This is a genomic window from Derxia gummosa DSM 723 (assembly GCF_000482785.1).
GTDB classification, from domain to species: domain Bacteria; phylum Pseudomonadota; class Gammaproteobacteria; order Burkholderiales; family Burkholderiaceae_E; genus Derxia; species Derxia gummosa.
Genome location: NZ_AXWS01000007.1, coordinates 585,710 through 608,976, shown reverse-complemented (window position 1 = coordinate 608,976; position 23,267 = coordinate 585,710). Strand labels below are relative to the sequence as shown.

Annotated in this window: 26 protein-coding genes; 15 read left to right on the top strand and 11 right to left on the bottom strand. The window is 66.1% G+C overall.

From position 1 onward, the window contains the following. Positions 1–12: 12 nt before the first annotated feature. From H566_RS0103905 to H566_RS0103860, 10 genes are all read right to left on the bottom strand, one after another. Positions 13–1,116, bottom strand: a complete 1,104-nt coding sequence (locus H566_RS0103905; RefSeq protein WP_028310408.1) for an electron transfer flavoprotein subunit alpha/FixB family protein — start codon at positions 1,114–1,116, stop codon at positions 13–15. Positions 1,117–1,142: 26 nt separating this feature from the next. After that, the gene (locus H566_RS0103900) at positions 1,143–1,991 is read right to left on the bottom strand and encodes an electron transfer flavoprotein subunit beta/FixA family protein (RefSeq protein WP_028310407.1); all 849 of its coding nucleotides are present in this window, start codon (positions 1,989–1,991) and stop codon (positions 1,143–1,145) included. A 50-nt stretch (positions 1,992–2,041) separates the two neighbouring features. Further along, a complete protein-coding gene (gene nifW, locus H566_RS0103895) occupies positions 2,042–2,419 on the bottom strand; it encodes a nitrogenase stabilizing/protective protein NifW (protein WP_028310406.1) in 378 nt (125 codons plus the stop codon). Between the two features lie 35 nt (positions 2,420–2,454). Continuing rightward, positions 2,455–3,594 (bottom strand): homocitrate synthase, encoded by a 1,140-nt coding sequence (nifV, locus tag H566_RS0103890; RefSeq protein WP_028310405.1) that lies wholly within the window; start codon positions 3,592–3,594, stop codon positions 2,455–2,457. A 395-nt stretch (positions 3,595–3,989) separates the two neighbouring features. Further along, positions 3,990–4,325, bottom strand: a complete 336-nt coding sequence (gene fdx, locus H566_RS0103885) for an ISC system 2Fe-2S type ferredoxin (RefSeq protein WP_028310404.1) — start codon at positions 4,323–4,325, stop codon at positions 3,990–3,992. A gap of 14 nt (positions 4,326–4,339) precedes the next feature. Further along, on the bottom strand, positions 4,340–6,280 hold the full coding sequence (hscA, locus tag H566_RS0103880; RefSeq protein WP_028310403.1) for a Fe-S protein assembly chaperone HscA: 1,941 nt from the start codon (positions 6,278–6,280) through the stop codon (positions 4,340–4,342). Between the two features lie 192 nt (positions 6,281–6,472). Beyond that, positions 6,473–6,796 carry an iron-sulfur cluster assembly protein IscA gene (gene iscA / locus H566_RS0103875; RefSeq protein WP_028310402.1) on the bottom strand — a complete coding sequence of 108 codons (324 nt, stop codon included), beginning with the start codon at positions 6,794–6,796 and terminating at the stop codon, positions 6,473–6,475. A 10-nt stretch (positions 6,797–6,806) separates the two neighbouring features. After that, complete coding sequence (gene erpA, locus H566_RS0103870) at positions 6,807–7,163, bottom strand: iron-sulfur cluster insertion protein ErpA (protein WP_028310401.1); 357 nt, start codon at positions 7,161–7,163, stop codon at positions 6,807–6,809. After that, on the bottom strand, positions 7,160–7,579 hold the full coding sequence (gene iscU / locus H566_RS0103865) for a Fe-S cluster assembly scaffold IscU (protein ID WP_028310400.1): 420 nt from the start codon (positions 7,577–7,579) through the stop codon (positions 7,160–7,162). The genes erpA and iscU overlap by 4 nt, the downstream gene beginning before the upstream one ends. Before the next feature lie 36 nt (positions 7,580–7,615). Then, positions 7,616–8,827, bottom strand: coding sequence for an IscS subfamily cysteine desulfurase (locus H566_RS0103860; protein WP_028310399.1), 1,212 nt, complete (start codon positions 8,825–8,827; stop codon positions 7,616–7,618). A gap of 645 nt (positions 8,828–9,472) precedes the next feature. Between H566_RS0103860 and nifA the strand changes: the two genes are divergently transcribed. The 15 genes from nifA (at position 9,473) to H566_RS0103785 (ending at position 20,534) form a co-directional block, all read left to right on the top strand. Further along, positions 9,473–11,230 (top strand): nif-specific transcriptional activator NifA, encoded by a 1,758-nt coding sequence (gene nifA, locus H566_RS0103855; protein ID WP_028310398.1) that lies wholly within the window; start codon positions 9,473–9,475, stop codon positions 11,228–11,230. A 163-nt stretch (positions 11,231–11,393) separates the two neighbouring features. Beyond that, positions 11,394–12,989: a nitrogenase cofactor biosynthesis protein NifB gene (nifB, locus tag H566_RS0103850; protein ID WP_028310397.1), complete on the top strand. Its 1,596-nt coding sequence runs from the start codon at positions 11,394–11,396 to the stop codon at positions 12,987–12,989. An 84-nt stretch (positions 12,990–13,073) separates the two neighbouring features. Then, positions 13,074–13,268: a 4Fe-4S binding protein gene (locus H566_RS0103845; protein ID WP_028310396.1), complete on the top strand. Its 195-nt coding sequence runs from the start codon at positions 13,074–13,076 to the stop codon at positions 13,266–13,268. Positions 13,269–13,306: 38 nt separating this feature from the next. Next, positions 13,307–13,705, top strand: coding sequence for a HesB/IscA family protein (locus H566_RS0103840; RefSeq protein WP_028310395.1), 399 nt, complete (start codon positions 13,307–13,309; stop codon positions 13,703–13,705). Positions 13,706–13,731: 26 nt separating this feature from the next. Next, on the top strand, positions 13,732–14,334 hold the full coding sequence (locus tag H566_RS22745) for a tetratricopeptide repeat protein (protein WP_211238029.1): 603 nt from the start codon (positions 13,732–13,734) through the stop codon (positions 14,332–14,334). Next, positions 14,331–15,224, top strand: coding sequence for a 4Fe4S-binding leucine-rich repeat protein (locus H566_RS22740; RefSeq protein WP_245591283.1), 894 nt, complete (start codon positions 14,331–14,333; stop codon positions 15,222–15,224). The genes H566_RS22745 and H566_RS22740 overlap by 4 nt, the downstream gene beginning before the upstream one ends. Continuing rightward, complete coding sequence (locus H566_RS0103825) at positions 15,217–15,597, top strand: nitrogen fixation protein NifZ (protein WP_028310394.1); 381 nt, start codon at positions 15,217–15,219, stop codon at positions 15,595–15,597. The genes H566_RS22740 and H566_RS0103825 overlap by 8 nt, the downstream gene beginning before the upstream one ends. Beyond that, positions 15,581–15,841 carry a nitrogen fixation protein NifZ gene (locus H566_RS0103820; RefSeq protein WP_028310393.1) on the top strand — a complete coding sequence of 87 codons (261 nt, stop codon included), beginning with the start codon at positions 15,581–15,583 and terminating at the stop codon, positions 15,839–15,841. Before H566_RS0103825 ends, H566_RS0103820 begins: the two co-directional genes overlap by 17 nt. A 56-nt stretch (positions 15,842–15,897) precedes the next feature. Further along, positions 15,898–16,230: a DUF3024 domain-containing protein gene (locus H566_RS0103815; protein WP_245591282.1), complete on the top strand. Its 333-nt coding sequence runs from the start codon at positions 15,898–15,900 to the stop codon at positions 16,228–16,230. Between the two features lie 18 nt (positions 16,231–16,248). Further along, a complete protein-coding gene (locus H566_RS0103810; protein ID WP_028310391.1) occupies positions 16,249–17,430 on the top strand; it encodes a cysteine desulfurase family protein in 1,182 nt (393 codons plus the stop codon). Between the two features lie 35 nt (positions 17,431–17,465). Then, entirely contained in the window at positions 17,466–17,681 is a 216-nt protein-coding gene (gene nifT, locus H566_RS0103805; RefSeq protein ID WP_028310390.1) for a putative nitrogen fixation protein NifT, read from the top strand. 10 nt (positions 17,682–17,691) lie between these two features. Further along, the gene (locus tag H566_RS0103800) at positions 17,692–17,952 is read left to right on the top strand and encodes a hypothetical protein (RefSeq protein ID WP_028310389.1); all 261 of its coding nucleotides are present in this window, start codon (positions 17,692–17,694) and stop codon (positions 17,950–17,952) included. Between the two features lie 52 nt (positions 17,953–18,004). Beyond that, positions 18,005–19,159, top strand: a complete 1,155-nt coding sequence (locus H566_RS0103795) for a DegT/DnrJ/EryC1/StrS family aminotransferase (RefSeq protein ID WP_028310388.1) — start codon at positions 18,005–18,007, stop codon at positions 19,157–19,159. Positions 19,160–19,186: 27 nt separating this feature from the next. Continuing rightward, entirely contained in the window at positions 19,187–20,041 is an 855-nt protein-coding gene (locus H566_RS0103790) for an SIR2 family NAD-dependent protein deacylase (RefSeq protein WP_028310387.1), read from the top strand. 199 nt (positions 20,042–20,240) lie between these two features. Next, a complete protein-coding gene (locus H566_RS0103785; protein WP_028310386.1) occupies positions 20,241–20,534 on the top strand; it encodes a 2Fe-2S iron-sulfur cluster-binding protein in 294 nt (97 codons plus the stop codon). Positions 20,535–20,748: 214 nt separating this feature from the next. Here H566_RS0103785 and H566_RS0103780 read toward each other — a convergent pair whose 3' ends face one another. Beyond that, positions 20,749–23,241: a hypothetical protein gene (locus tag H566_RS0103780; RefSeq protein ID WP_028310385.1), complete on the bottom strand. Its 2,493-nt coding sequence runs from the start codon at positions 23,239–23,241 to the stop codon at positions 20,749–20,751. Positions 23,242–23,267 lie beyond the last annotated feature (26 nt).

Genomic DNA, 23,267 nt, shown 5'->3' with positions numbered 1-23,267 from the left:
TGATCTCCGGGCTCAGGCGACCTTGCGGGCGCGCTGTGCGATGTGGGTCTTGAAGGCTTCGGTCAGCGCGGGCAGCACCTGCATCGCATTGCCGACGATGCCGAAGTGGGCGAAGTCGAAGATCGGCGCGTTCGGATCGGTGTTGATCGCGATGATGCAATCGGCTCCTTCCATGCCGACGCGATGCTGGATCGCGCCCGAGATGCCGGCGGCGATGTAGAGCTTCGGACGCACGGTCTTGCCGGTCTGGCCCACTTGCCGCTCGGCTTCGAGCCAGCCCGACTGCACGATCGGACGGGTGCAGCCCACTTCGCCACCGAGCAGCTTGGCGAGGTCGAACACGAGCTTGAAGTTCTCGGCGTTCTTCAGGCCCTTGCCGCCGGAAATGATGATGTCGGCGTATTCGAGCTTGGGCGCGTTGCTGGCCGCGTCGGGGATGAAGTCGAGCAGCTTGGTGACGATGTCGGTCTCGATCAGGCCGAGCGTCGATTCGATGATCTCGATGCTGCCTTCGCGGTCCGGATTGGCGCGCGGCATCTGCATGACGCGCGGACGCACCGTCGCCATCTGCGGGCGATAGGCCAGCGTGACGATCGTGCACAGGAGCGAGCCGCCGAACGTCGGACGGGTCGCGGCCAGGGCGCGGTTGCCGTCGATGTTCAGTTCGGTGCAGTCGGCGGTCAGGCCGGTCTGGAGCGTGGTGGCGACAGAGCCGGCGAGGTCGCGGCCCATCGTCGAGGCGCCGAGCAGCATGATCTCGGGCTGGAATTCGTTGACCAGCTTGGTCAGGCCCTTCGTGAAGGGCTCGTTGCGATACCCCTTCAGGATCGGGTCGCGGATGATGTAGCACTTGTCGGCGCCGAAGCCGTAGGCTTCCTTCGCGAAGGCGTCGAGGTTCTCGTCGGGACCGCCCATCAGCACGCCGGACAGCGTGCAGCCGAGCTTGTCGGCCAGCTTGCGGCCTTCGCCGATCAGTTCCCACGACACAGGGTGCACGACGCCGCGGTCATGCTCGATGAACACCCAGACGCCCTTGTAGGCCTTGAGGTGTTCGGGCAGTTCGGTATTGCGACCCGCACGTCCGGCGGGCGCAGCCTTCTTGGGTGCTTCGCTCATTGCTTATCTCCAGGCGTGTGGGGGAATCAGACCGAACCGCGCTCGACGAGGTCGTCTTCGAGCAGCGGATGCGCGGTGAAGATCTTCTGCAGCATGTTCAAGGCTGCATCGCGCGGGGTGCTTTCATCGAGGTTGATGCAGTCGGCCTTCTCGTTGCGCGGGCTCGGCACGAACACCTTGCTGACGATGGTGGGCGAGCCCTTGAGGCCGATCTTGGTCGGGTCCTCGATGCCGGCCGCATCCTTGTTCCACATCTTCACCTGGTAGCGGGCGGCGCGAATCATGTTGTCCATGTTCGCGAAGCGCATCGTGTTGGTGTTCTCGAGCATCGTGATGAGGCTTGGCAGCGCGGTCTTCAGCACCTGCACGCCGCCTTCGGCGCGACGCTCGATCGTGATCGTGCGGTCCTTGAGGTCCACATCGACGATGCGCGACACGTAGGTCAGCAGCTGGAGGTTGAGGCGCTTGGCGATGCCGGGGCCGACCTGGGCAGTATCGCCGTCGATTGTCTGCTTGCCGGTGAAGACCAGATCGACCTTCTGTTCCTTGCTGATCGTCGTGATGGCCGAGGCCAGCGCGTACGAGGTCGCGAGCGTGTCGGCGCCGGCGAAGGCGCGGTCGGTCACGAGGATGGCGTCATCGCAGCCGAAGGACACGCACTTGCGCAGCGAGTCTTCCGCCTGCGGGGGACCCATGCAAAGCACGGTGACGCGGCCACCGAACTTATCCTTCAGACGCAATGCCTCTTCAACCGCAAAGAGGTCATAGGGGTTCACGATCGCCGGAACCCCCTGGCGCATGATCGTGTTGGTGACCGGATGGACGCGGATCTGCGCCGAGTCCGGGACCTGCTTGATACAGACGACGATGTGCATGTCGCACTCCTTGGCTTTTTGTTGTTCGGCTCTGTTGGCCTTTGGGCGCCTTACGCCACGGCTTGGGCGCCGGGAGGAACGCCACCTTCACTGCTGCCGGCCCGCTTGGCGGGCAGGCTCGACTTCAGGCTGTCGAGCGACACATGCTGATTGCCGTCGGCTTCCTGGAAGACCTTGAACACCTTTTCCTTCGCCGCCGAAGAGCCCACGAAATCCTCGTAGGCCTTGGTCAGCAGTTCGCGGTAGCGCGCGAACATTGCGACCTCGTCGAGTCCTTCGAGTTCCGCCTTGCGCAGGTACTGATAGAAGCGCTTGAGGATGTGCAGGCGATTGACGTTGACGACCGCCTGGTCGTAACGGACGCCGAAGAAGTTGAGGAAATCCTCAGCCGCCGACATTTGCGAGAGGCGGCGAGTCAGTTCGTCCATGGCGGGTCTCCGATGGAGGGTTGCGTTGAATGCGATCAGGCGCGATGCACCGTCGCCTCGGCGAACTCGGCTTCGATGTAGAAGCGCTTGAGTTCATCGCTCGTCGGCTCCCGCTTCGTCAGCATCACGTGCTGACGGATGCGGCCGAGCAATTCGTTGGCCTCGACCGAGCTGAGCAGCAGGCCGAGTCGCGCATAGGCGGCGGTCACGGCGCTGGAGCCCGAATGCTTGCCGAGTACCGTGCGGTGCTCGCGGCCGACTTCGGCCGGGTCGAAGCCTTCGTAGTTCGCGCGGTCCTTGAGCAGGCCGTCGACATGGATGCCCGCTTCATGCGTGAAGACGGCATCGCCGACGATGCTCTTGTTGGCCGCCACCGGCCGGCCCGAGGCCTGCGCCACGAGGCGCGAGATGCCGGGCAGGGCGCGGGTATCGACATTGCAGTCGATCGCGTAGAGATGCCTCATCCCCATCACCACCTCTTCGAGCGCTGCGTTGCCCGCGCGCTCGCCGAGGCCGTTGACGGTGGTATTGGCATGGGTTGCACCCGCGAGCAGAGCAGCGAGGGTGTTGGAGGTGGCGAGACCCAGGTCGTTGTGGGCGTGGATCTCGATCTCGATGTCGATGGCCTTGCGCAGGTTGCGGATGTGCTCGAACGTGGTGAACGGATCGAGCACGCCGAGCGTGTCGGCATAGCGCACGCGACGCGCGCCGGTGGCCTGCGCCACCTCGCCCACGCGGGCCAGGAAGGACTGGTCGGCGCGCGAGGCATCTTCAAAGCCGACCGATACGTCCACGCCGGCATCCAGTCCCTTGGCGACCCAGTAGCGCACCTGGTCGAGCACCCAGTCGCGCGAGCGGCGCAGCTTGCGCTCGATCTGCACGTCGGACACGGGGATGGACAGGTGGCAGATGTCGATCGGGCAGGCGAGCGCGGCCTTGAGATCGTTCTCGCACATGCGACCCCAGACCATGAGCTTGGCGCCCAGACCGAGGCCAGCGATGGAATGGATGACGTCGAGCTCGGTGGCACCCATGGCCGGAATGCCCACCTCTAGCTCCGGCACGCCGGCGGCATCGAGAGCCTGCGCGATGGCGCGCTTCTCGTCGGCCGTGAATGCGACGCCGGCGGTCTGCTCGCCGTCGCGCAAGGTCGTGTCGTTGATGATCGGGCTCATGGATCTGGCTCCCTGGTTGCCGGGTCATCAGCAAGCGGTGTGCCACGCCATTGCGCTCATTAAGTCATTGATTTAAAAGGACAAATTACAACCCTATCGGCTTGTAGCGTTTGTAGGCTTTGACACAGCAGATCGGAGAGGAAGAGGGGTGTCGAAGGCGTCGGAAACGGACTGAAGAAGTGCGGAAAAAGCGGCTTAAGAAGACGGCTGGCATTGCGACGGCTGGCGCCTTGATCTGGCGCAAGCGAGTCGGTCATGCGGGCGGAATCGCCACCGCAATAACACCCGATCCGCTTCATGCAAACGCTTGCATGATTGCCTGACCATGCCATGCGCAGGCAACAAAAAAGCGCGTCACGGTTGCCCGTGACGCGCCCGTTTGTCGGCAATGTCGCTTAGTGTTCGCGGGCAAGATTGCGTGTGTGCTTGGGCAGTTCAACCACCAGGTCGACCTCGCCGAGCTTGACGCAGCAGGCGAGCCGCGAATCGGGGTCGAGGCCCCAGGCGTTGTCGAGCTCGTCCTCTTCCTCGTCGTCGGCTTCCTTGACGGAGTTCTTGCCCTGGCGGATGTGCACGTGACAGGTGGCGCAGGCGCAGACCTTCTCGCAGGCGTGCTCGATCTCGATGCCATTGGCGAGCAGCGCATCGACGAGCGACTTGCCCTTCTTGACGTCGAAGCTCGCACCCTCTGGGCAGAGATCGGGGTGTGGCAGGACCTTGACGATCGGCATGTTTGGCTCCGGCTTCAGATGGTTTCGACCGAGCGGCCCGCGAGCGCCTTCTGGATGCTCGCGTTCATGCGCTTGGCGGCGAAGGGTTCGGTCGCCTTGTTGCAGACATCGGTGGCGGCGCGCAGCTCCTTGCCGTCGGTGCAGGTTTCGAGCGCATCCACGAGGGCGTGCAGCGCATTGCGGATCTGCACGCGCTCGGGCGGGCTGAGCAGCGCCTCGCCGTCCTGGGCCAGCGCTGCCTCGGTCGCATCGATGAGGCGGCGGGCGTCCACCTGGGCTTCGCGCAGCATGCGAGCCTTGGCATCGGCTTCGGACTGGCCGAAGGCGTCCATGAGCATGCGGGCGACTTCGTCGTCGCCGAGGCCGTAGGTCGGCTTGACCTCGATGTGCGACTCGACGCCACTCACCATTTCCTTGGCCGTCACGCTCAGCAGGCCGTCGGCGTCGATCTGGAAGGTCACGCGGATGCGCGCCGCGCCGGCCGACATCGGCGGGATGCCGCGCAGCACGAACTGCGCGAGCGAGCGGCATTCCGACACCAGCTCGCGCTCGCCCTGGACGACGTGAATCATCATTGCCGTCTGGCCGTCCTTGAACGTCGTGAAGTCCTGGGCGCGCGCGGTCGGGATGACCGAGTTGCGCGGGATGATCTTCTCGGCCAGGCCGCCCATGGTTTCAAGGCCGAGCGACAGCGGGCACACATCCAGCAGCAGCCAGTCGTCGCCGCCGCGGTTGCCGGCGAGCACGTCGGCCTGGATCGAGGCGCCGATGGCGACGACCTGATCGGGGTCGAGATCGACCAGCGGTTCCTTCCCGAAGAAGTCGCCCACCGCATGACGCACGATCGGCATGCGGGTCGAGCCGCCCACCATCACGACGCCGCTGATGTCGGCGAGTTCGACGCCGGCATCGCGCATCGCCTTGCGCACCGGTTTCATCGTCTTGGCGACGAGCGGCGCGGCCAGCGCGTTGAAGGTTTCGCGCGTCAGCACCTTGTTGACCGAGCAGCTGTCGCAGAGCGTGCAGTTGATCTCGACCGCGTCCTGATAGGTGAGAGCTTCCTTGGCGGCGCGCGCATGCGTGAGCAGCAGCCGCACATCGCTCGGCGCGCGGCCTTCGAGGGCGCAGCCGCCGCTCAGCCACACGGCGATCGCGCGGTCGAAGTCGTCGCCACCGAGGGCCGAGTCGCCGTTGGTGGCCAGCACTTCGAACACGCCGCGCGCGAAGCGCAGGATCGAGATGTCGAAGGTGCCGCCGCCGAGGTCGTAGATGGCAAACACGCCTTCCGTGCCCTTGTCGAGGCCGTAGGCGATCGCGGCCGCCGTCGGTTCGTTGAGCAGGCGCAGCACGTGCAGGCCGGCAAGCTTGGCGGCATCCTTCGTGGCCTGGCGCTGGGCGTCATCGAAGTAGGCGGGCACGGTGATGACCGCGCCGGTGATGTCGCCGCCGAGCGTGGCCTCGGCGCGCTCGCGCAGCACCTTGAGGATTTCGGCCGACACTTCCACCGGCGTCTTCACGCCGGCGACCGTCTCGCAGCTGACCATGCCGGCGCCATCGACGAGCTTGTAGGTCGCGCTTTCGCCTTCCTGGAGGTCCGCGAGCTTGCGACCCATGAAGCGCTTGACCGACACGATCGTGTTGAGCGGATCGGCGCTCTGCGCGGCCTGGGCGTCATGGCCCACCACCGGGCGGTACAGCGTGGCTTCGGCGGGAAGGTCGAAGCTCGGCGCGTTCGGGTCGGTGGCGACGGGCGCGGCGGCCTCGGCCGGCGGCGGCGTGTAGCGCACGACCGAGGGCAGCAGCGGCCGCCCCTGGTCGTCGCGCAGCACCTTCGCTTCGCCGCTCATGACGGAGGCGACGAGGGAGTTGGTGGTACCGAGGTCGATGCCGACCGCCAGACGATGCTGGTGCGGCGCGGTACTCAGGCCGGGTTCGGCGATTTGCAGCAGGGCCATGGTCGGTTCGCGTCGAGGAGGATGGGAGAGGAGGGGTGCCGTCCATCGCGGGGAGTCGATGGAGCACCGGAGTCGAGGTTGGATGTCCGCTCCGCCGGGCGCGGGGCGGACATCCAACCCTCCGGGAATCCGGCCGGATCCCCGGAAGCTTCAGGGTCGTGCTGCAAGGGCTTGCAAGGCAGCCCGGCTGCGTCAGACCGCGAAGCTCTCGCCGCAGCCGCAGGCGGCGGTGACATTCGGGTTGTTGAACTTGAAGCCTTCGTTGAGGCCTTCGCGCACGAAGTCGAGTTCGGTGCCGTCAAGCATCGCGAGACTCTTGGGATCGACGTAGATCTTCACGCCGAAACCTTCGTACACGTTGTCGCTGCCTTCGGCCTCGTCGACGAATTCGAGCGCATACGCGAAGCCCGAGCAGCCGCTGGTCTTGACCGCGAGGCGCAGGCCGAGGCCCTTGCCACGCTTGACCAGCGACTTCGTGATCTGACGCGCTGCCGGTTCGGTGACGGTGATCGCCATGTCGCCGACCTCAGACCGAGAACGAGCTGCCGCAGCCGCAGGTGCTGGTGGCATTCGGGTTCTTGATCACGAAGCGCGAGCCTTCGAGGCTGTCTTCGTAATCGATGTTGGCGCCGGTCAGGTACTGGAGGCTCATCGCGTCGACGACGATCGACACACCGTGCTTCTCGACACGCATGTCGTCTTCGTTGACGGTCTCTTCGAACGCGAAGCCGTACTGGAAGCCAGAGCAGCCGCCGCCCGACACGTAGATGCGCAGCTTGAGTTCGGGGTTGCCTTCCTCGGTGATGAGTTCCTGGATCTTGGCGGCCGCCGAATCGCTCATGTTGAGCAGGGCGGGGGCTTCTTCGAGAACGTCGGTGCTCATTGCTGGGTCTCCGCGGTGGTGGCGCCGGCATCGGCGATCGTGGTCTTGGTGCGGTAGTCGGCGACCGCGGCCTTGATCGCGTCCTCGGCGAGGATCGAGCAGTGGATCTTGACGGGCGGGAGGGCGAGCTCTTCCGCGATGTCGGTGTTCTTGATGGCGAGGGCTTCGTCGAGCGTCTTGCCCTTGACCCATTCGGTCACAAGCGAGCTGGAGGCGATGGCCGAGCCGCAGCCGTAGGTCTTGAACTTGGCGTCCTCGATCACGCCGGCCTCGTTCACCTTGATCTGCAGGCGCATCACGTCGCCGCAGGCCGGCGCGCCGACCATGCCGGTGCCGACGGTGTCGTCGCCGGAGTCCATCGCGCCGACATTGCGCGGGTTGTCGTAGTGGTCGAGAACCTTGTCGCTGTAAGCCATGTTCCTACTCCCGAAGATGCGTTGAAGATGAGGATTTCAGTGTTCAGCCCACTGGACCGTGGACAGGTCGATGCCTTCGCGGTGCATGTCCCACAGGGGGCTCAGTTCGCGGAGCTTGGCGACCGCGGTGGTGACCTGTTCGATCGTGCGGTCAACTTCTTCCTCGGTCGTGAAGCGGCCGATCGAGAAACGGATCGAGCTGTGCGCCAGCTCGTCGCTGCGGCCGAGGGCGCGCAGCACGTAGGACGGCTCCAGGCTGGCCGAGGTGCAGGCCGAGCCCGACGAGACGGCGACGCCCTTGATGCCCATCAGCAGCGACTCGCCTTCGACGAAGTTGAAGCTGACGTTGAGGTTGTGTGGCACGCGCTGTTCGAGATCGCCGTTGAGGAAGACCTCGTCCATCTTGCTGAGGCCGGACCAGAGGCGGTCACGCAGCGTCTTGATGCGCACGTTCTCTTCATGCATGTGCTGGTGCACGAGGCGATAGGCCTCGCCCATGCCGACGATCTGATGCACGGCCAGCGTGCCCGAGCGGAAGCCGCGTTCATGACCGCCGCCGTGCATCTGCGCCTCGATGCGCACACGCGGCTTGCGGCGCACGTACAGCGCGCCGATGCCCTTGGGGCCGTAGGTCTTGTGCGCCGACAGGCTCATGAGATCGACCGGCCACTTGTTGAGGTCGATCTCGACCTTGCCGGTGCCCTGGGCGGCGTCTACATGGAACAGCACGCCCTTCTCGCGGCACAGCGTGCCGAGCTTGACCACGTCCTGCACCACGCCGATCTCGTTGTTCACGAGCATGACCGAGGCAAGGATGGTGTCGGGGCGGATCGCAGCCTTGAAGGCCTCGAAGTCGAGGAGGCCGTTCTCCATCACGTCGAGATACGTAACCTCGAAGCCCTGGCGTTCGAGTTCGCGCATCGTGTCGAGCACGGCCTTGTGCTCGGTCTTGACGGTGATGAGATGCTTGCCGCGGCCGCCGTGGAACTGCGCGGCGCCCTTGATGGCGAGGTTGTTGGATTCGGTCGCGCCCGAGGTCCAGACGATTTCGCGCGGATCGGCGTTCAGCAGCTGGGCGACGTGTTCGCGAGCGATTTCGACGGCCTCTTCGGCAGCCCAGCCATAAGCGTGGCTGCGCGAGGCCGGGTTGCCGAACTGCTCGTACAGGAAGGGCACCATCTTCGCGACGACACGCGGATCGACCGGGGTGGTGGCGGCGTAATCGAGATAGATCGGACGCTCGATCATGGGATGGCTCCGTAGCTGGCAGGGTCGTGGATGCAACCGCTACCGCAATCGGTGTGCCACCGGATTGATCGGGAAATAAGTCGTTTTAATTCAATGGCTTGCAATCGCCCAGGCGGCCGGGTGCGACCCGGGTGGCGATGTCGTGTTTGTCGTGTATGGGACAAGCAAGGATTGCTCGCCACGACATTCGGGACGGTGCCGATTGCGCGCGTCGCTGTCACGGTTCGGGTGACCGGGCAACCGATTGGGGCATGACTGCCCCAAATTCGGATGTGGCGCGCGGCATTCGTGAGGCGCCGCGGCCGGTGGATGCGGCGACTGGATTTTCGGGGCGCGCATCCTGCACGAGATCGGGCGGATCGCCTGTGCGTGGAAATGCTCAATGGCTCTTTAATCCATCAGCTTTTGCGTTTGATCAAATTCGTGACTAAGGGATGACCCTCGGTTTGTCGTGGCCACGAGTCTTGGTTTGTTCCTTGCTCTTTCTTACGCCTGCACCGAATTGGCACCCAACCCGAAAATTCGAACGTTGGCGCGCGGGCAGATCAGCAAACAGAAGAATTCCAAGCCCGAGGGCATTGCTGGACGAGGCACTTAGCTGGTTTGTGTTGGCCATTGGCCGCATCGTTCATCAAGGGGATGCACATGCAGGAAGACTCCAAGTCGACTTCCAGGGCGCGCGTTGAACTGGTCACCATCTACGCGATCAGTCGGATTCTCAGTTCCTCTCTCGATGTCTCGCGAACATTCCGCGAGGCGCTCAACGTCCTGACGACGCACATGGACTTCCGGCGGGCGATGGTCGTGCTCGAGGATCCCGATGGCGGGTTGTCGCTCGCGAGCTGGGTCGGCGTGGCGCAGGACGAGCGGGGGGCAGGTCGCTTCCAGGCCGGCGAGGGCGTGATCGGTCGCGTGTACTCGAACGGCGTGCCGGTCGTCGTGCCCGACATCAGCGACGAGCCTGAGTTCGCGAACATGCCGCAGGCCGAGCCGGGCCAGCGCATCGGCTTCGCGGCCGTGCCGATCAAGAGCAACCGCGGCGTGCTCGGCGTGCTCGCGATCGACCGCATCACCACCGGCATCGGCGGCTTCCGCAACGACCTGCCGCTGCTCACGATGGTGGCCACCCTCATGAGCCAGGCCATCGTGCTCAACCGCAATGTCACGGCCGAGCGTGACCAGTGGATGAACGAGACGCGCCGCCTCAAGCGCGAGCTGAAGGGCCGTTTCAACATCAACAACGCGATCGGCCACAGCAAGCGCATGCAGGAGGTGTTCGCCGAGGTGCATCAGGTCGGACCGTCGCGCTCGACCGTGCTGCTGCGCGGCGAGAGCGGCACCGGCAAGGAAGTCATCGCGCGCGCGATCCACGAGCTGTCGCCGCGCGCGAACGCGGCCTTCGTGAAGGTGAACTGCGCCGCGCTGACCGAGAGCCTGCTGGAAAGCGAACTGTTCGGTCACGAGAAGGGCGCCTTCACCGGCGCCGTGGGCGACCGCAAGGGCCGCTTCGAGCTGGCCAACGGCGGCACGCTCTTCCTCGACGAGATCGGCGACATCTCGCCGGCCTTCCAGGCCAAGCTGCTGCGCGTGCTGCAGGAGCGCGAGTTCGAGCGCGTGGGCGGCATCAAGGCGATCAAGGTCGATGTGCGGCTCATCTGCGCGACCAACCGCAATCTTGAGAAGATGGTTGCCGCGGGCACCTTCCGCGCCGACCTGTACTACCGCATCAACGTGGTGAGCGTGTTCCTGCCGCCGCTGCGCGAGCGCCGCGAGGACATCCCGCCGCTCGTCACCCACATCCTCGAGCGCTACAACAAGGACAACAAGCGCGAGCTGCGCGTGTCGCCCGACGCGATGCGCGTGCTCTACAACTGCTACTGGCCCGGCAATGTGCGCGAGCTGGAGAACTGCGTCGAGCGCACCGCGACGATGACGCAGGGCAAGGTCATCGAGGCGATGAACTTCCCCTGTTGCAGCGATCGATGTCTGACGCAGATGCTGCACAACATCGAGAAGGACGACGCGGTCGCGCCGGCCCGCGTGCCGGTCGAGGCGGTCATCGCACCGCCGGTGTCGCGTCATGCGCCCCAGCCGGTCGATGCAAGCGCTGTCATGCCGCCGCCGATGCCGGGCTATTCGACGCCCTCCTTCCCGCCCATCCCGCGCGAACCGGCCACGGAAGGCGGCATGCCCGACTTCGACGGACGCGCCTTCGCGCCGCGTCCGGCGCCGGGACGGCTCGACCCCGCCGACGAGAAGCCTCAGGGCGAACGCGAGCGTCTGATCTGGGCGATGGAGCGCAGCGGCTGGGTTCAGGCCAAGGCCGCGCGCCTGCTCAACATCACCCCGCGCCAGATGGGATACGCGCTCCAGAAGTATCAGATCGAGGTACGCAAGTTCTAACCCTCGCAGGCTTGTCGGCTTTGTCGTGACAGCGACAAGGGCGACAAGCCAACAAAGCAGTTAAGTAATTGATTCAAAAGAATAAAAACAGTGGCACAGAAATCGCTGAATGGTCGATACGCCAAGCCCGGCACCCCATCGATCCGATCTGAAAGGAGCAGCGATGCAACCCACGCAAGCCACGACCTCCCCGCCGTCCACTTCCTACATTCAGATCGACGCATTGAAGACAGGCAGTGCCCTGTCCGAAGCCGCTGAGGCCGCGCCATCTGGCTGCGGCACGACCGGCGGCTCCGGGAAGGCCAGCTGCGGCAGCTCCGGTGGCCCCGACGACATGCCCCAGGAAATCTGGGACAAGGTCAAGAACCACCCCTGCTACTCGGAAGAAGCCCACCACCACTACGCCCGCATGCACGTCGCGGTGGCTCCGGCCTGCAACATCCAGTGCAACTACTGCAATCGCAAGTACGACTGCTCGAACGAATCGCGCCCCGGCGTGGTTTCGCAAAAGCTCACGCCCGACCAGGCCGTCAAGAAGGTGCTCGCCGTTGCCAGCGAAATCCCGCAGATGACGGTGCTCGGCATCGCCGGCCCCGGCGATTCGCTCGCCAGCCCGGCCAAGACCTTCGAGACCTTCCGCCAGCTGGCCGAGAAGGCTCCGGACATCAAGCTCTGCCTGTCCACGAACGGTCTGGCCCTGCCCAAGTACGTCGACGAGATCTGCAAGTACAACATCGACCACGTGACCATCACGATCAACATGGTCGATCCGGAAGTCGGCGCCAAGATCTACCCGTGGATCTTCTGGGAACACAAGCGCGTGACCGGCATCGAAGCCGCCCGCATCCTGCATGAACAGCAGATGCTCGGCCTCGAAATGCTGACCGCCCGCGGCGTGCTCACCAAGATCAACTCGGTGCTCATCCCCGGCGTCAACGACGAGCACCTGATCGAGGTGAACCGCGCGGTCAAGGCCCGTGGCGCCTTCCTGCACAACATCATGCCGCTCATCTCGGCTCCGGAACACGGCACCTACTTCGGCCTCAACGGCCAGCGTGGCCCGACGGCGCAAGAGCTGAAGGCCGTGCAGGATGCCTGCGCCGGCGGCGCCAACCTGATGCGTCACTGCCGCCAGTGCCGTGCCGACGCCGTCGGCCTGCTCGGCGAAGACCGCTCGGAAGAGTTCACCCTCGACAAGATCGAGGAAATGGAAGTCGTCTATGACCTGGACAAGCGCAAGAGCTACCAGGACAAGGTCGAGGAAGAGCGCGTCGCCCAGCACGAAGCCAAGCTGGCCGCGCTGGCCGAATCGGCCGCGACCGAAGCGGATGACGGCATGAAGGTGCTGGTCGCCGTCGCCACCAAGGGCGGCGGTCGCGTCAACGAGCACTTCGGCCATGTCACCGAGTTCCAGGTCTTCGAAGTGTCGTCGTCCGAAGCGCTGTTCGTCGGTCACCGTCGTGTCGACCTGTACTGCCAGGGCGGCTTCGGCGAGGACGAGCAACTGCCCTCGATCGTGCGCGCCATCAACGACTGCCACGCCGTGCTGGTCGCCAAGATCGGCGCCTGCCCCAAGGATGAACTCAAGCAGGCCGGCATCGAGCCGATCGACCAGTTCGCCGGCGAGTTCATCGAGAAGGCGGCACTCGACTGGTTCGCGGATTACCGCGCCCGCATCGCCCGCGGCGAGATCGAACACAAGGCGCGCGGCGACGCGTCGATCCGCCAGGGTGCATTCACCGCCGAAGCTGCTGCCTGAGCAGCCTAGGCAGGGAGTCCGGTCGTTACAAGGCGCGAACCGGACTCCTAAACACATCTTCAACTTCCCGACCAGGAGAAAACCATGTCCCTCAAGATCAAAGGCTCCATGTGCACCGGCTGCTCGGCGTGCGAACCCGAGTGCCCCAACGTCGCCATCCGTGAAAAGGGCGGCGTGTTCGTGATCGATCCCAACAAGTGCACGGAATGCGAAGGCCAGTTCGACTCGCCGCAGTGCGTCGCCGTTTGCCCGGTTGACGACTGCATCGTCAAGGCCTGAGCCAACTTCCGCTGCCGTCTCCCTGGAGAGCCATCGTCATGCTTCCGAATGTCACCCTCGATCCCGCCGCGACCAAGTTCATCACGCGCGTGGTCCGCTTCTCCGGTCTGCCTGCGGGCGCCGGCTTCCGCCTCACCGTCACGGCCGGCGGCTGCTCGGGCTACAACTCGGAGTTCACGGTCGAGCCCAAGCCCTTCGACGGCGATGAAGTGCTCGAGATCAACGGTCTCAAGCTCTTCCTGCCGGCCGAGAGCCGCCTGATGCTCGAAGGCGTGACGATCGGCTTCGAAGAGACGCCGACCAAGAGCGGTCTCACCTTCTTCAACCCGAACGCGGCGCCTTGCGCGTGCAGCAGCTCGGGCGAGACCAGCACGGCTCCGGCCATGCAGACCGTCGACATCTCGTCGATCGTCCGCAAGCCCGCCAGCATCTCCTGATCGGCTGCCAAGGACAGGACACCGCCATGAGCACGCAGGAAGGTGCGGCCCTCGCCGGATTCGATCCGGCCAGCGGCTTCGACGCCGACTTCGATTTCGACCTTGCGGTGCTCGGCGGTGGCCTGCCACCCGACGTCCAGAATCTCATCGAGGAAGGCGGTCGGCTCTGGCAGCAGCCCGAGCAGGCGCATGCCCTTCTGATCAAGGCCCGGGAGCTGGCGCCAGAACATCCGGCGACGCTCATCGCGCTCTACCGCTTCTATTTCTACAGCCATCGGCTTGCCGAGTGCCGCGAGATCGCCAAGATCGCGCTGGCCACCAGCCGGTACGCGGTCCAGTCGAACTACGACCCGGTGGCCGACGCGAGGGACAACGTTCCCGCCCGCTTCTATCTCTTCTGTCTCAAGGGCTTCGCCTACCTCAACCTTCGTCTCGGTGAATTCGACGCAGCGCGCGTCGCGCTCGACGAGCTGCGCCTGCTCGATCCGAAGGACGTCGTGGGTGGTTCGCTGCTCGCGATCGTGCTCAACCGCTACGAATCCGGCGAAGACGAATACGACGACGATGTCGCGCCGCCGTCACCCTCGCGCAAGCCCTATGGCTGGGCGCAAGTGGAGCCGACGCCATGATGAGCCCCAGCCTCGACATGACGCCGCTGCCGACCGAGATCGACAAGGACGGCAAGCGCATCGTCCGCCGTGAAGCACGCGTGCCCAACAGCGCGGAAGACGGTATTCCCGCCATCGACTGGCAGGAGCAGCCGATCGATTGTCCGAGCTGCGAGTACCAGACCTGGGTGGCCGAAAGCCGTTGCGAGCCGGGCCACGCCTGCATCAACGACCGCTACGCGCGCCGCATCGACCGCTTCTTCCGCTACAACCCCGAAGTGTCGAACGACCATCTCGCGCACCCCTACTTCGAGGTGCGCGCGCTGGCCTGTCGCCGCGCCGACGTGTTCCGGCTGCCGGCGCTCATCGACGACCCCGACGAGACCGTGCGCCTGTCGATCGCGATGCGCCTGCCGCAGCGCCTGCTCCAGCGCATGACCGGCGATCCGCACCGCGAGGTGCGCATCCGCGTCGCGACCAAGCTCGACCCCGAATACCTGCCGGGGATGATGCGCGACCCCGACTACCACGTGCGCGCTCTCGTCGCCCGCCGGCTGCCCGAGGCGCTGCTGGCGACGATGCTGCACGACCGCGACGAACAGGTGCGCTGCGAGGTTGCCGAACGCATCTCGATGCCCGCGCTGCTCACGCTTGCAAGCGACCGGACCCTGGAAGTGCGCCGCATCGTCGCGCGCCGCCTGCCGGTCGGTCTGCTCGACCGGCTCGTCAAGGACCCCGAATGGCTCGTGCGCTGGGAAGTTGCCCAGCGCGCCGCGCCCGAGGTGCTGATGAAGCTGGTGGATGACGAGGATCACGAAGTGCGACTGTCGGCCCGCACGCGTCTCGCGGAGGCCGGTGTCGCGCTGCCCGCAGCTTCCGACAGCCACGCCCAGGAGCCCTCCCATGAGTGACATCGTCCGCGACAGCGAAGTCGTCGAGATCACCGAGCCGCCGCGATTCGGCTTCGGCGAACGCGTGATGGCGCGCAGCGTCATCCGCAACGACGGCACATTCAACGGCCTGGATGTGGGCGTGAAGATCGTCGACAAGGGCGATCTCGGCTACGTCCGTTCCATCGGAACCTTCCTTCAGCAGTACTACATCTACGCCGTCGAATTCGTCGACAAGGGCTATCAGGTCGGCATGCGGGCCAAGGAGCTTTGCACGCTCGACGGACTGCCCGACGAAATCATCGACCAACTCAGCCCCGAAGCGCAGGCGTTCATCCGTGACGCCGGCAAGAAGCAACTTGATGAAGAGGAAAGTGATGATCGAGCCGCGTGATGCAAAGTACCAATGGGGCATGCGAGTCGTCGCTCTGGACGACCTGGTCAATGACGGCAGCTTCCCCGATGCGCCCGTCGATGCGGTGCTCGCGCGCGCGGGCGACATCGGCGAGATCGTGCAGGTCGGCCACCATGTCGAGGCCAACATTCCGGTCTATCTCGTCGAGTTCAACGGCCTCGTGGTCGGCTGTCTCGAAGAAGAGATCGCCGTGCCCGAGCGCGGGCTCGTTCCAGCAGCCTGAAAGCCGGCGTCATGAGCCCCCCGGTTGCACTTGCCAATGACCGCATGGAGGTGCCCATGACGCACAAGCCGTCGGGCATGGCGTCGCTCGACCGCAAGCGGATCGAGAAGGCGCTCAAGGATCGCGTCCGCTACAAGTACGTGCATCCGGAGGTGCTGCCTGCCGAGCCGGCGGGCTGGCGCATCGTCAGCCCCTGCTGCTCGCGCAATGTCGATCCGGACGGTGGCGTGATCGACATCGCCTGGATCGAACCGCTGGCCGAGGGCGGCTGGCGCCTGCATGCGCGCGACCACAAGGCCCAGGCCTGGATCGCGCAGCAGGATTCCCCTCGCATCGATGCGCTGCTGGAGGTCGTCAAGACCGATCCGCAGCGCGTGTTCTGGCCCTGAATTCAAGCGAGCCCAGCCATGGATGCGAACTGGATCTATCTCGACAACAACGCCACCACCGCGCCCGCGCCGGAAGTCGTGGCCGCGATCAACGACTGCCTGCTGAACAGCTGGGGTAATGCCTCGTCGTCGCACGCGGTCGGCCAGATCAGCAAGCAGAAGCTCGTGGCGGCGCGCGCGACGATCGCGAAGTTCCTCGGCTGCAAGCCGGCCGAGGTCATCTTCACGAGCGGCGCGACCGAGTCGAACCACATGGCCATCCTCGGCGCGCTCCAGCGCGGCGAGAGCAGGCGGCTCGTCATGAGCGCCGGCGAGCACGCGAGCATGCAAAAGCTTGCACGCACGCTCGCGGGGCAGGGCGTGACGGTCGATTTCATTCCCGTCACGGCCGACGGCACGCTCGACCTTGACGCGGCAAAGGCACTCATCCGGCCCGACGCGGCGCTGGTGTCGGTCATGTCGGCCAACAACGAGACCGGCGTGCTCATGCCCGTGGCCGAGATCGCGGCGCTGTGCAAGGCGGCCGGCGTGCCGCTGCATGTGGACGCGACGCAATCGGTGGGCAAGCTGCCCTTCGGCTTTGCCGAGAGCGGCGCCGACCTGGTGTCGGTGTCGGCGCACAAGCTGCGCGGGCCCAAGGGCGTCGGCGTGCTGCTCATGAAGTCGGGTCTCGCATGGCCGGCGCTGTTCGCGGGTTCGCAGGAGCGCAACCGGCGCGGCGGCACCGAGAACCTGCCGGGCATCGCCGGCTTCGCGGCCGCCTGCGAGCGACTCGCCACCGGTACCGAAACCATTCCAGAGACGGCGGCTCGCGTAGCGGCGATGCGCGACTGTCTCGAGGCAGGCCTGAAGGCCGCCATCCCGGGCACGGTCGTTTTCGCGGCAGGCGCGCCGCGGTTGCCCAACACGCTGTACCTGCGCTTCGGCGCAATCGATGCCGACGTGGTGCTCAACCGCATCGAGAAGCTCGGCGTCATCGCGTCATCGGGTTCGGCCTGCTCGGCCGGCGGCAGCGAGCCGTCGGCACTGCTGGTCGCCATGGGCGTGCCGCGCGACCTCGCGCTGTGCGCTGTCCGTCTGTCGCTTTCCGACGCCACGACCGATGCGGAGATCGCGCGCGTCATCGAGGCCATTCCGGCCGCGCTCGGCCCTCTCCTGGGCGAGCAATCCGATCCCGGCGGCAAGCAGCTCGCCGCCTGAACCGAATCCAGTCAACTCAATCCGGAGCCTCAAGAATGAAAGTCATGATCCGCAGGGGAAGCAACGGCGTCCTGAGCGCCTACGTTCCCAAGAAGGACCTCGAAGAGCCGATCGTCTCGCAGGAAAAGGAAACGCTCTGGGGCGGCATGGTGACGCTGGCCAACGGCTGGCAGCTCGCCCTACCCGAGATGCCCGAAGGCACGACCCTGCCCATCACGGTCGAAGCCAAGAAGTTCGCGAGCGACGACTGAGGAGCACGAGATGGCACTCACGGTCGAACAGCTTCAGGAAGCCGGCGCCATCCTCACGGTGGCCGAGACGGTGCGCGCCGCTGCGGCCCAGTTGCGCCAGCGCTTTCCCGGGATCCAGGCCTCGGTCGTGGACCCCTTCGACATGAAAGGCGAGACGCCGGCGGTCAAGACCGGCGATCGCGCGATCTACCTCATGTCGAGCGACGGCCATTGCTGGTCCATTACGCAAGACCCGGCGCGGGCTTCGGCCTTCGTGCTGACGGGCGCCTGATCGCCGCCCGCGTTTCCTCCTCCTGCCAACCCCACCCCACCCCGGAGCGACCATGGCAACCGAAGGTGACTGGATCCCCCTGTCGGATCCCGACCTGAGCCAGCGCGAACTGGAACTCGTCGTCGCGACGCTGCAATCGCCGCAGCTGTCGAACGGGCCGATCGTCGAGGCCTTCGAATCGACCTTCGCCGACTGGCTCGGCCGCAAGTACGCGATCGCCGTGGCGAGCGGCACGATCGGCGTCTGGCTTGCGCTGCGCGCGATGGACATCGGCCCCGGTGACGAGGTGATCGCGCCGGCCTATGGCTGGCACCAGGTGGCGCATGCGGTGTCGCTGTGCGGCGCCACGCCCGTGTTCGCCGACATCGACTACTGGTCGGGCTGCATCTCGGCGGACAAGGCGGCGCTCAAGATCGGGCCGCGCACCAAGGCCATCCTCGCCGGCAATGCCAACGGCCATCCGGCCGCCTGGGCGCCGCTGCGCGAACTGGCCACCAAGCATGGCCTCAGGCTCATCGAGGATTCCACCGAAGCCCTCGGCTCGCGCTACATGGGCAAGATGGTCGGCAGCTTCGGCGACGTGGCGGTATTCGACTTCTCGCAGCCGTCGGCGCTGTGCACCGGCGCGGGCGGGATGATCGTGACCGACGATCCCGCGCTCGCCACCGAACTCATGTACCTGCGCGAGCGCAGCTACAAGGACCGGGCCTCGGTGTCGGTCGGCAGCCGCGTGCCGATGCAGGCCAGCATCAGCGAAGTGACGGCGGCGCTCGGCGCGGCGCAGATCGAGCGCATCGACGAGATCCTCGCCCGGCGCAAGCATGTCGAGGCCTGGTACCACACCGAGATGCAGAGCTTCGAGGGCATCAAGCCGCCCTACCTCGGCCCCGATGTGGATGAAGTCCACTGGATGCTCTACGTCGTGCATCTGGGCAAGCGCTTCACCGCGAGCGCGCGCGCCCAGATCGTCGAGGACATGGAGACGCAGGCCGTCGAATGCGCGGCCTACTGCCAGCCGCTGCACCAGCAGTACCACTACCAGCAGCTCGGATGGAAGCGCGGCCAGCTGCCGGATACCGAGCGCATCGGCGACCGGGCCCTGTGCCTGCCGCTGCATTGTCATGTCGAGGAAGACCAGGTGCGCTTCATCGTCAAGACGCTCAAGGAGACGTCCATCAACATCGGCGCGGGCGTCGCCATCTACTGAACCTCTCGCAAAAGAAGGACTCCGGCCATGACTGCCTCCGTCACCGACATCGCTGCCGCGCTCAACGCGGGCGAAGTGATCCCCTATCTCGGCCCCAACGCCCTCACGCTCTGCCCGGGCGTGACCGTGCCGGCAACGCCCGAGGCGCTGTGCGAGTTCATGACCGCCAAGGTCACGGTGCCGCACAAGATCCGCAAGCGCCTCACCCAGGCGGCCCAGTTCATCGAGAACTTCAAGCACCGCAAGACCATCGCGGTGCTGATGAACGAGGCCTATGCCGCGACGCCCGAGCCGTCGGCGCTCCACCTCGCCCTCGCGCGCAGCGCGGCGCCGGTGGTGGTGGACAGCTGGTACGACGATGCGCTGATCGAGGCTTTCAAGCGCGAGCGCGGCGCCGCCGCCGATGCGAGCTGGGGTCAGGTGCAGGGCCTGTCGCAGTCGGAGCATTTCGGTACCTGGACCGGCGCCTATGACGCGACCGGCGCAATCGCCGAGTCGATCTCGCCGGCCTGGAAGACGCTCGTCTACAAGCCCATCGGCGGTCATGCGCCGGCCGGCAACTATCTCGTGTCCGACTCCGACTATGTCGAGGTGCTGACCGAGATCGACATCCAGACGCCGATCCCGACCGAAGTGCAGACCATCCGCACCGGCCGCAGCTTCCTGTTCATCGGCTGCCGCTTCAACGACCAGCTGCCGCGTGCTTTCGCGCGCCAGATCATGAAGCGCTCGTCCGACCGCCACTGGGCCGTGCTGCCCGAGGCGCCGACGCGCATGGAGCAGCGCTTCATGGAAGAACAGAACATCACGCGCATCGACATGCCGCTCGACGCCTTCGCGGCCGAGCTGGCCGGGCTGATCGGCGAGACCGCCGCCGCCTGAGTCCGCGCTTCCCGTCCGAGCCGTTCCGCCCGGCCATCGCGCCCGGGCGGGCTGGCCGCGCGGCCGTGATCCGGTGCGCGCGGCCTTGCTGGCGCGTGCCGTGGCCCGTCACGGCCGGCGTCATCCCGACCGAGTACCACGCCTCATCCGGGTACATCCCAAGACCGCCATCACACACCATCACAAAAGGAGTTCAGCCATGGCAACGCTCACCATCAATCCCGCCGGCACGACCTTCGACTTCACCGCCGGCCAGACCCTGCTGTCGGCCCTCCAGGCCGCCGGCGCCGAGATCGGCAGCAAGTGCGAAGGCAACGCCAAGTGCGGCACCTGCCACATCTTCCTGATCGAAGGCCGCAAGAGCGTCAGCAAGGTGACGCCGGCCGAGAACGCCAAGCTCGACACGCTGGTGGGCGTCGGCTCGAAGTCGCGCCTGGCCTGCCAGGTCACGCTCGGCGAAGAGAACGTGACGATCGAGATCCTCAAGCTCTGAGGTCGCACCCGGCAGGTCGCGCGGCGGGCACAAGCGCCGCGCGACCGGCTGGATGGCACAAGGGCGCGCACGGAGTGATCCGTGCGCGCCCTTGTCATTGGCGGCGTGGTCCGTGCCGCGTTGTTGCTGCGGATCGGCACGATGCATCGCCCGGACCCGCCGTCGCGGGTCCGCTTGTGCGGCCGCCGCGTTGCACGGCGGTCGCACAAGCGCATCACTGCTTGACGAGCTCGTAGTACATGACCGGCTGGCTGCCCGTCGTGTTGTCGAGCGTGAACTCGATGGTGGTCGTGCTCGGGTGGGTGATCGGGCGCTCCTCGATGCGGTTGCCGCGCATGTCGAGCGCATAGAGCTTCCACGCGCCGCCGCGGATCAGCCGGGCCGACACGATCGAGCCGCGCAGGATGACCGGCAGGTGGCCCCAGTCGGTGATGGTCTTCTCGGTCGCGTCCGAGAACTTCATGTCGGTGTTGCGGGCATCGCTCAGATGCACGAGCAGCATGTGCGACGAGCTGCCGATCGACTTGTCGTCGAGCGTGTGGATCGACACCAGGCTGTTGGGCGACGACTGCGGCATCACGCGCAGCACCCGGCCGATGGCCGGCGTGTCGCCCCAGGTGATCAGTTCCGACTTGGCCGTGATGACGCGGGCACGGCGCTCGCGCATCTCCCACAGCAGCTGGGCGTTGTCGCTCTGCACGATGTCGGCCGGTGCGTTGGTCTTGTTGCTCGCTGGGAGATGGCCGGCCTCGCGGTCGCGCGCAGCGGCCTCGTACCACTGCGCATCGATGAGCGAGACGTTCGCATAGGCCTTGCGCGGCGTCGGCTGGTACTCCTCGCGTACGCGCAGCGGGTCGCTGAGCCAGGTATAGGGCTTGGTGCCACCGATCCAGTTGCCGCTCGCGTCAAACTTTGATTCGGGCAGCAGGCCGATCTGGTGCAGGAAGGCGCGCTTGCTGGCGAACACGCCGAAGTTCATGTTCCACGGCTGGAGCGTGGGCACCGCATACGCTTCCTTGGGCCGCATCACGTAGCCGAGCGGCTTGGTGCCCTCGGACACGTCGCCGCGCCGGTACAGGAAGTTGTTGATGCGATCGACGCCGATGAGGATGGGGTCGCCCCACATCTGGAAGCTCTCGACATAGCGCCGCGTGAGCCAGATGGTGTTGGGGTCGTAGCGCAGGCTGTCGTGGGTGAAGCCGAACGAGCACAGCCCTTCCCAGCCCTGGTGCGAGGCATAGGCACCGGCCAGCGCGTACTCGCGCCGCCAGCGGTTCCAGAACACCTGCGAGCCTTCGGTCAGGTAGAAGGGCCGGTCGAGGTAGCGGTGCAGTGCGGCATGGCGCAGGTAGTTGAACTGGCCGTCGAACACGCTCTCGTCGCGGATGGTCGCGCCGAGGCCGTAGCTGCTCGGATGGTCGTGATAGGCGTTGTAGGTGATGGCGTTGCCGGCCTCGCGGGAGAAGTCTTCCTGCCAGCTGTTGCGCACGTTCATGTGGCTGACGAAGCCTGTGTAGCCCTTGGCGCGCAGGTAGTCCGTCATGCGCTTGAGCAGGCCGGTTTCGAGCGCGTTCATGAAGCGCGCGAAGTCCTGGCCGCGGATGTCGCCGCGCGTGTCGAAGCCGGGCATGGCCACGTTGCCGGCGCTCGGGTCCTCGGTGGTGGTGGCCACGCTGCCCCAGGCGGCGCGCCAGGCGGCGGTGCTGCCGTAATGGTCGGCGAGCCAGCGGTTCCAGGGTGCCGCCAGCTCGGGCTCGAACCTGCGCTGGAAGCCGCCCTTGAAGGCGATGCCGCCTTCGTTCACGCCGATGACGAGGCGCAGTCGGGTGTCAAGCGCGAGCGGCTTCTTGAGGTAGGGATTGGTCTTGCCGAGGATGGTGTCGACCGCGCCCTTCCAGTCGTCCATGAAGCGCTCGTCGTACAGCAGGCGCAGCTTGCCCTTGTCCCAGCCGATGGCGTTGAGCGTCGCGGCCTTCATGTAGCTGGCGTCGCCGGAGTAGATGTCGACCGAGTAGCGCACCCCGGCGCGCGACAGGGCGGCCGTGAGGCGGAAGAACTTGTCGAGCTTGACCGGATCGAATTCGCGGTCGGTGCTGCGCGCGCGCGTGAGCAGCGAGGCATCGAGGCTCTGCATGCGCACGAAGTTGTAGCCGCGCCGCTTCACCTCGGCGACGAGGGCGTTCATCTCGGCATCTGTGCTCGGGAGGATGAGCGTCGCCATCGACCAGTTGGCGCACAGCGAGCGGTCGCGCGAGGCATAGCGCGACATGATGGACGTGAAGTCGAGCGCGCTGCCGGGCGCGATCGAGATGTCGGACTCGGCCAGCGGGCGCCATTGCGTGACGGCGGTCTGCCAGGCGGCGGGCGCGGTGCCGGTCGCGGCCGCGACGGCGCGGGCGGCGGGCGCGGCGGTGTCGGTGGCGTCATCGGCGGGGCCGGCCTCGGCGGCGTCGACCGGGGCGTCGTCGGTGGCGACCGGCTCGGCGTCGCCGGCGCGGGCGGCGGGCTCGGTGGTGGCGGGCAGCTCGCTCGCGTCTGCGGCGTGCTCGGGCACGTCACTGGCGGCCGGGTCCACATGGGCGACGCTGATCGCCGCGCTGGCGCCACCGGCCGACGAATCACCACCGCCCCCGCAGGCGGCGAGCAGTCCCGCCGCGATCGCCGTGAATACCCACCTGACAGCCGGAAGTTGCTGGCCCTGCCTCATGTCTGCTCTGCCTCGGATCTTGAAAA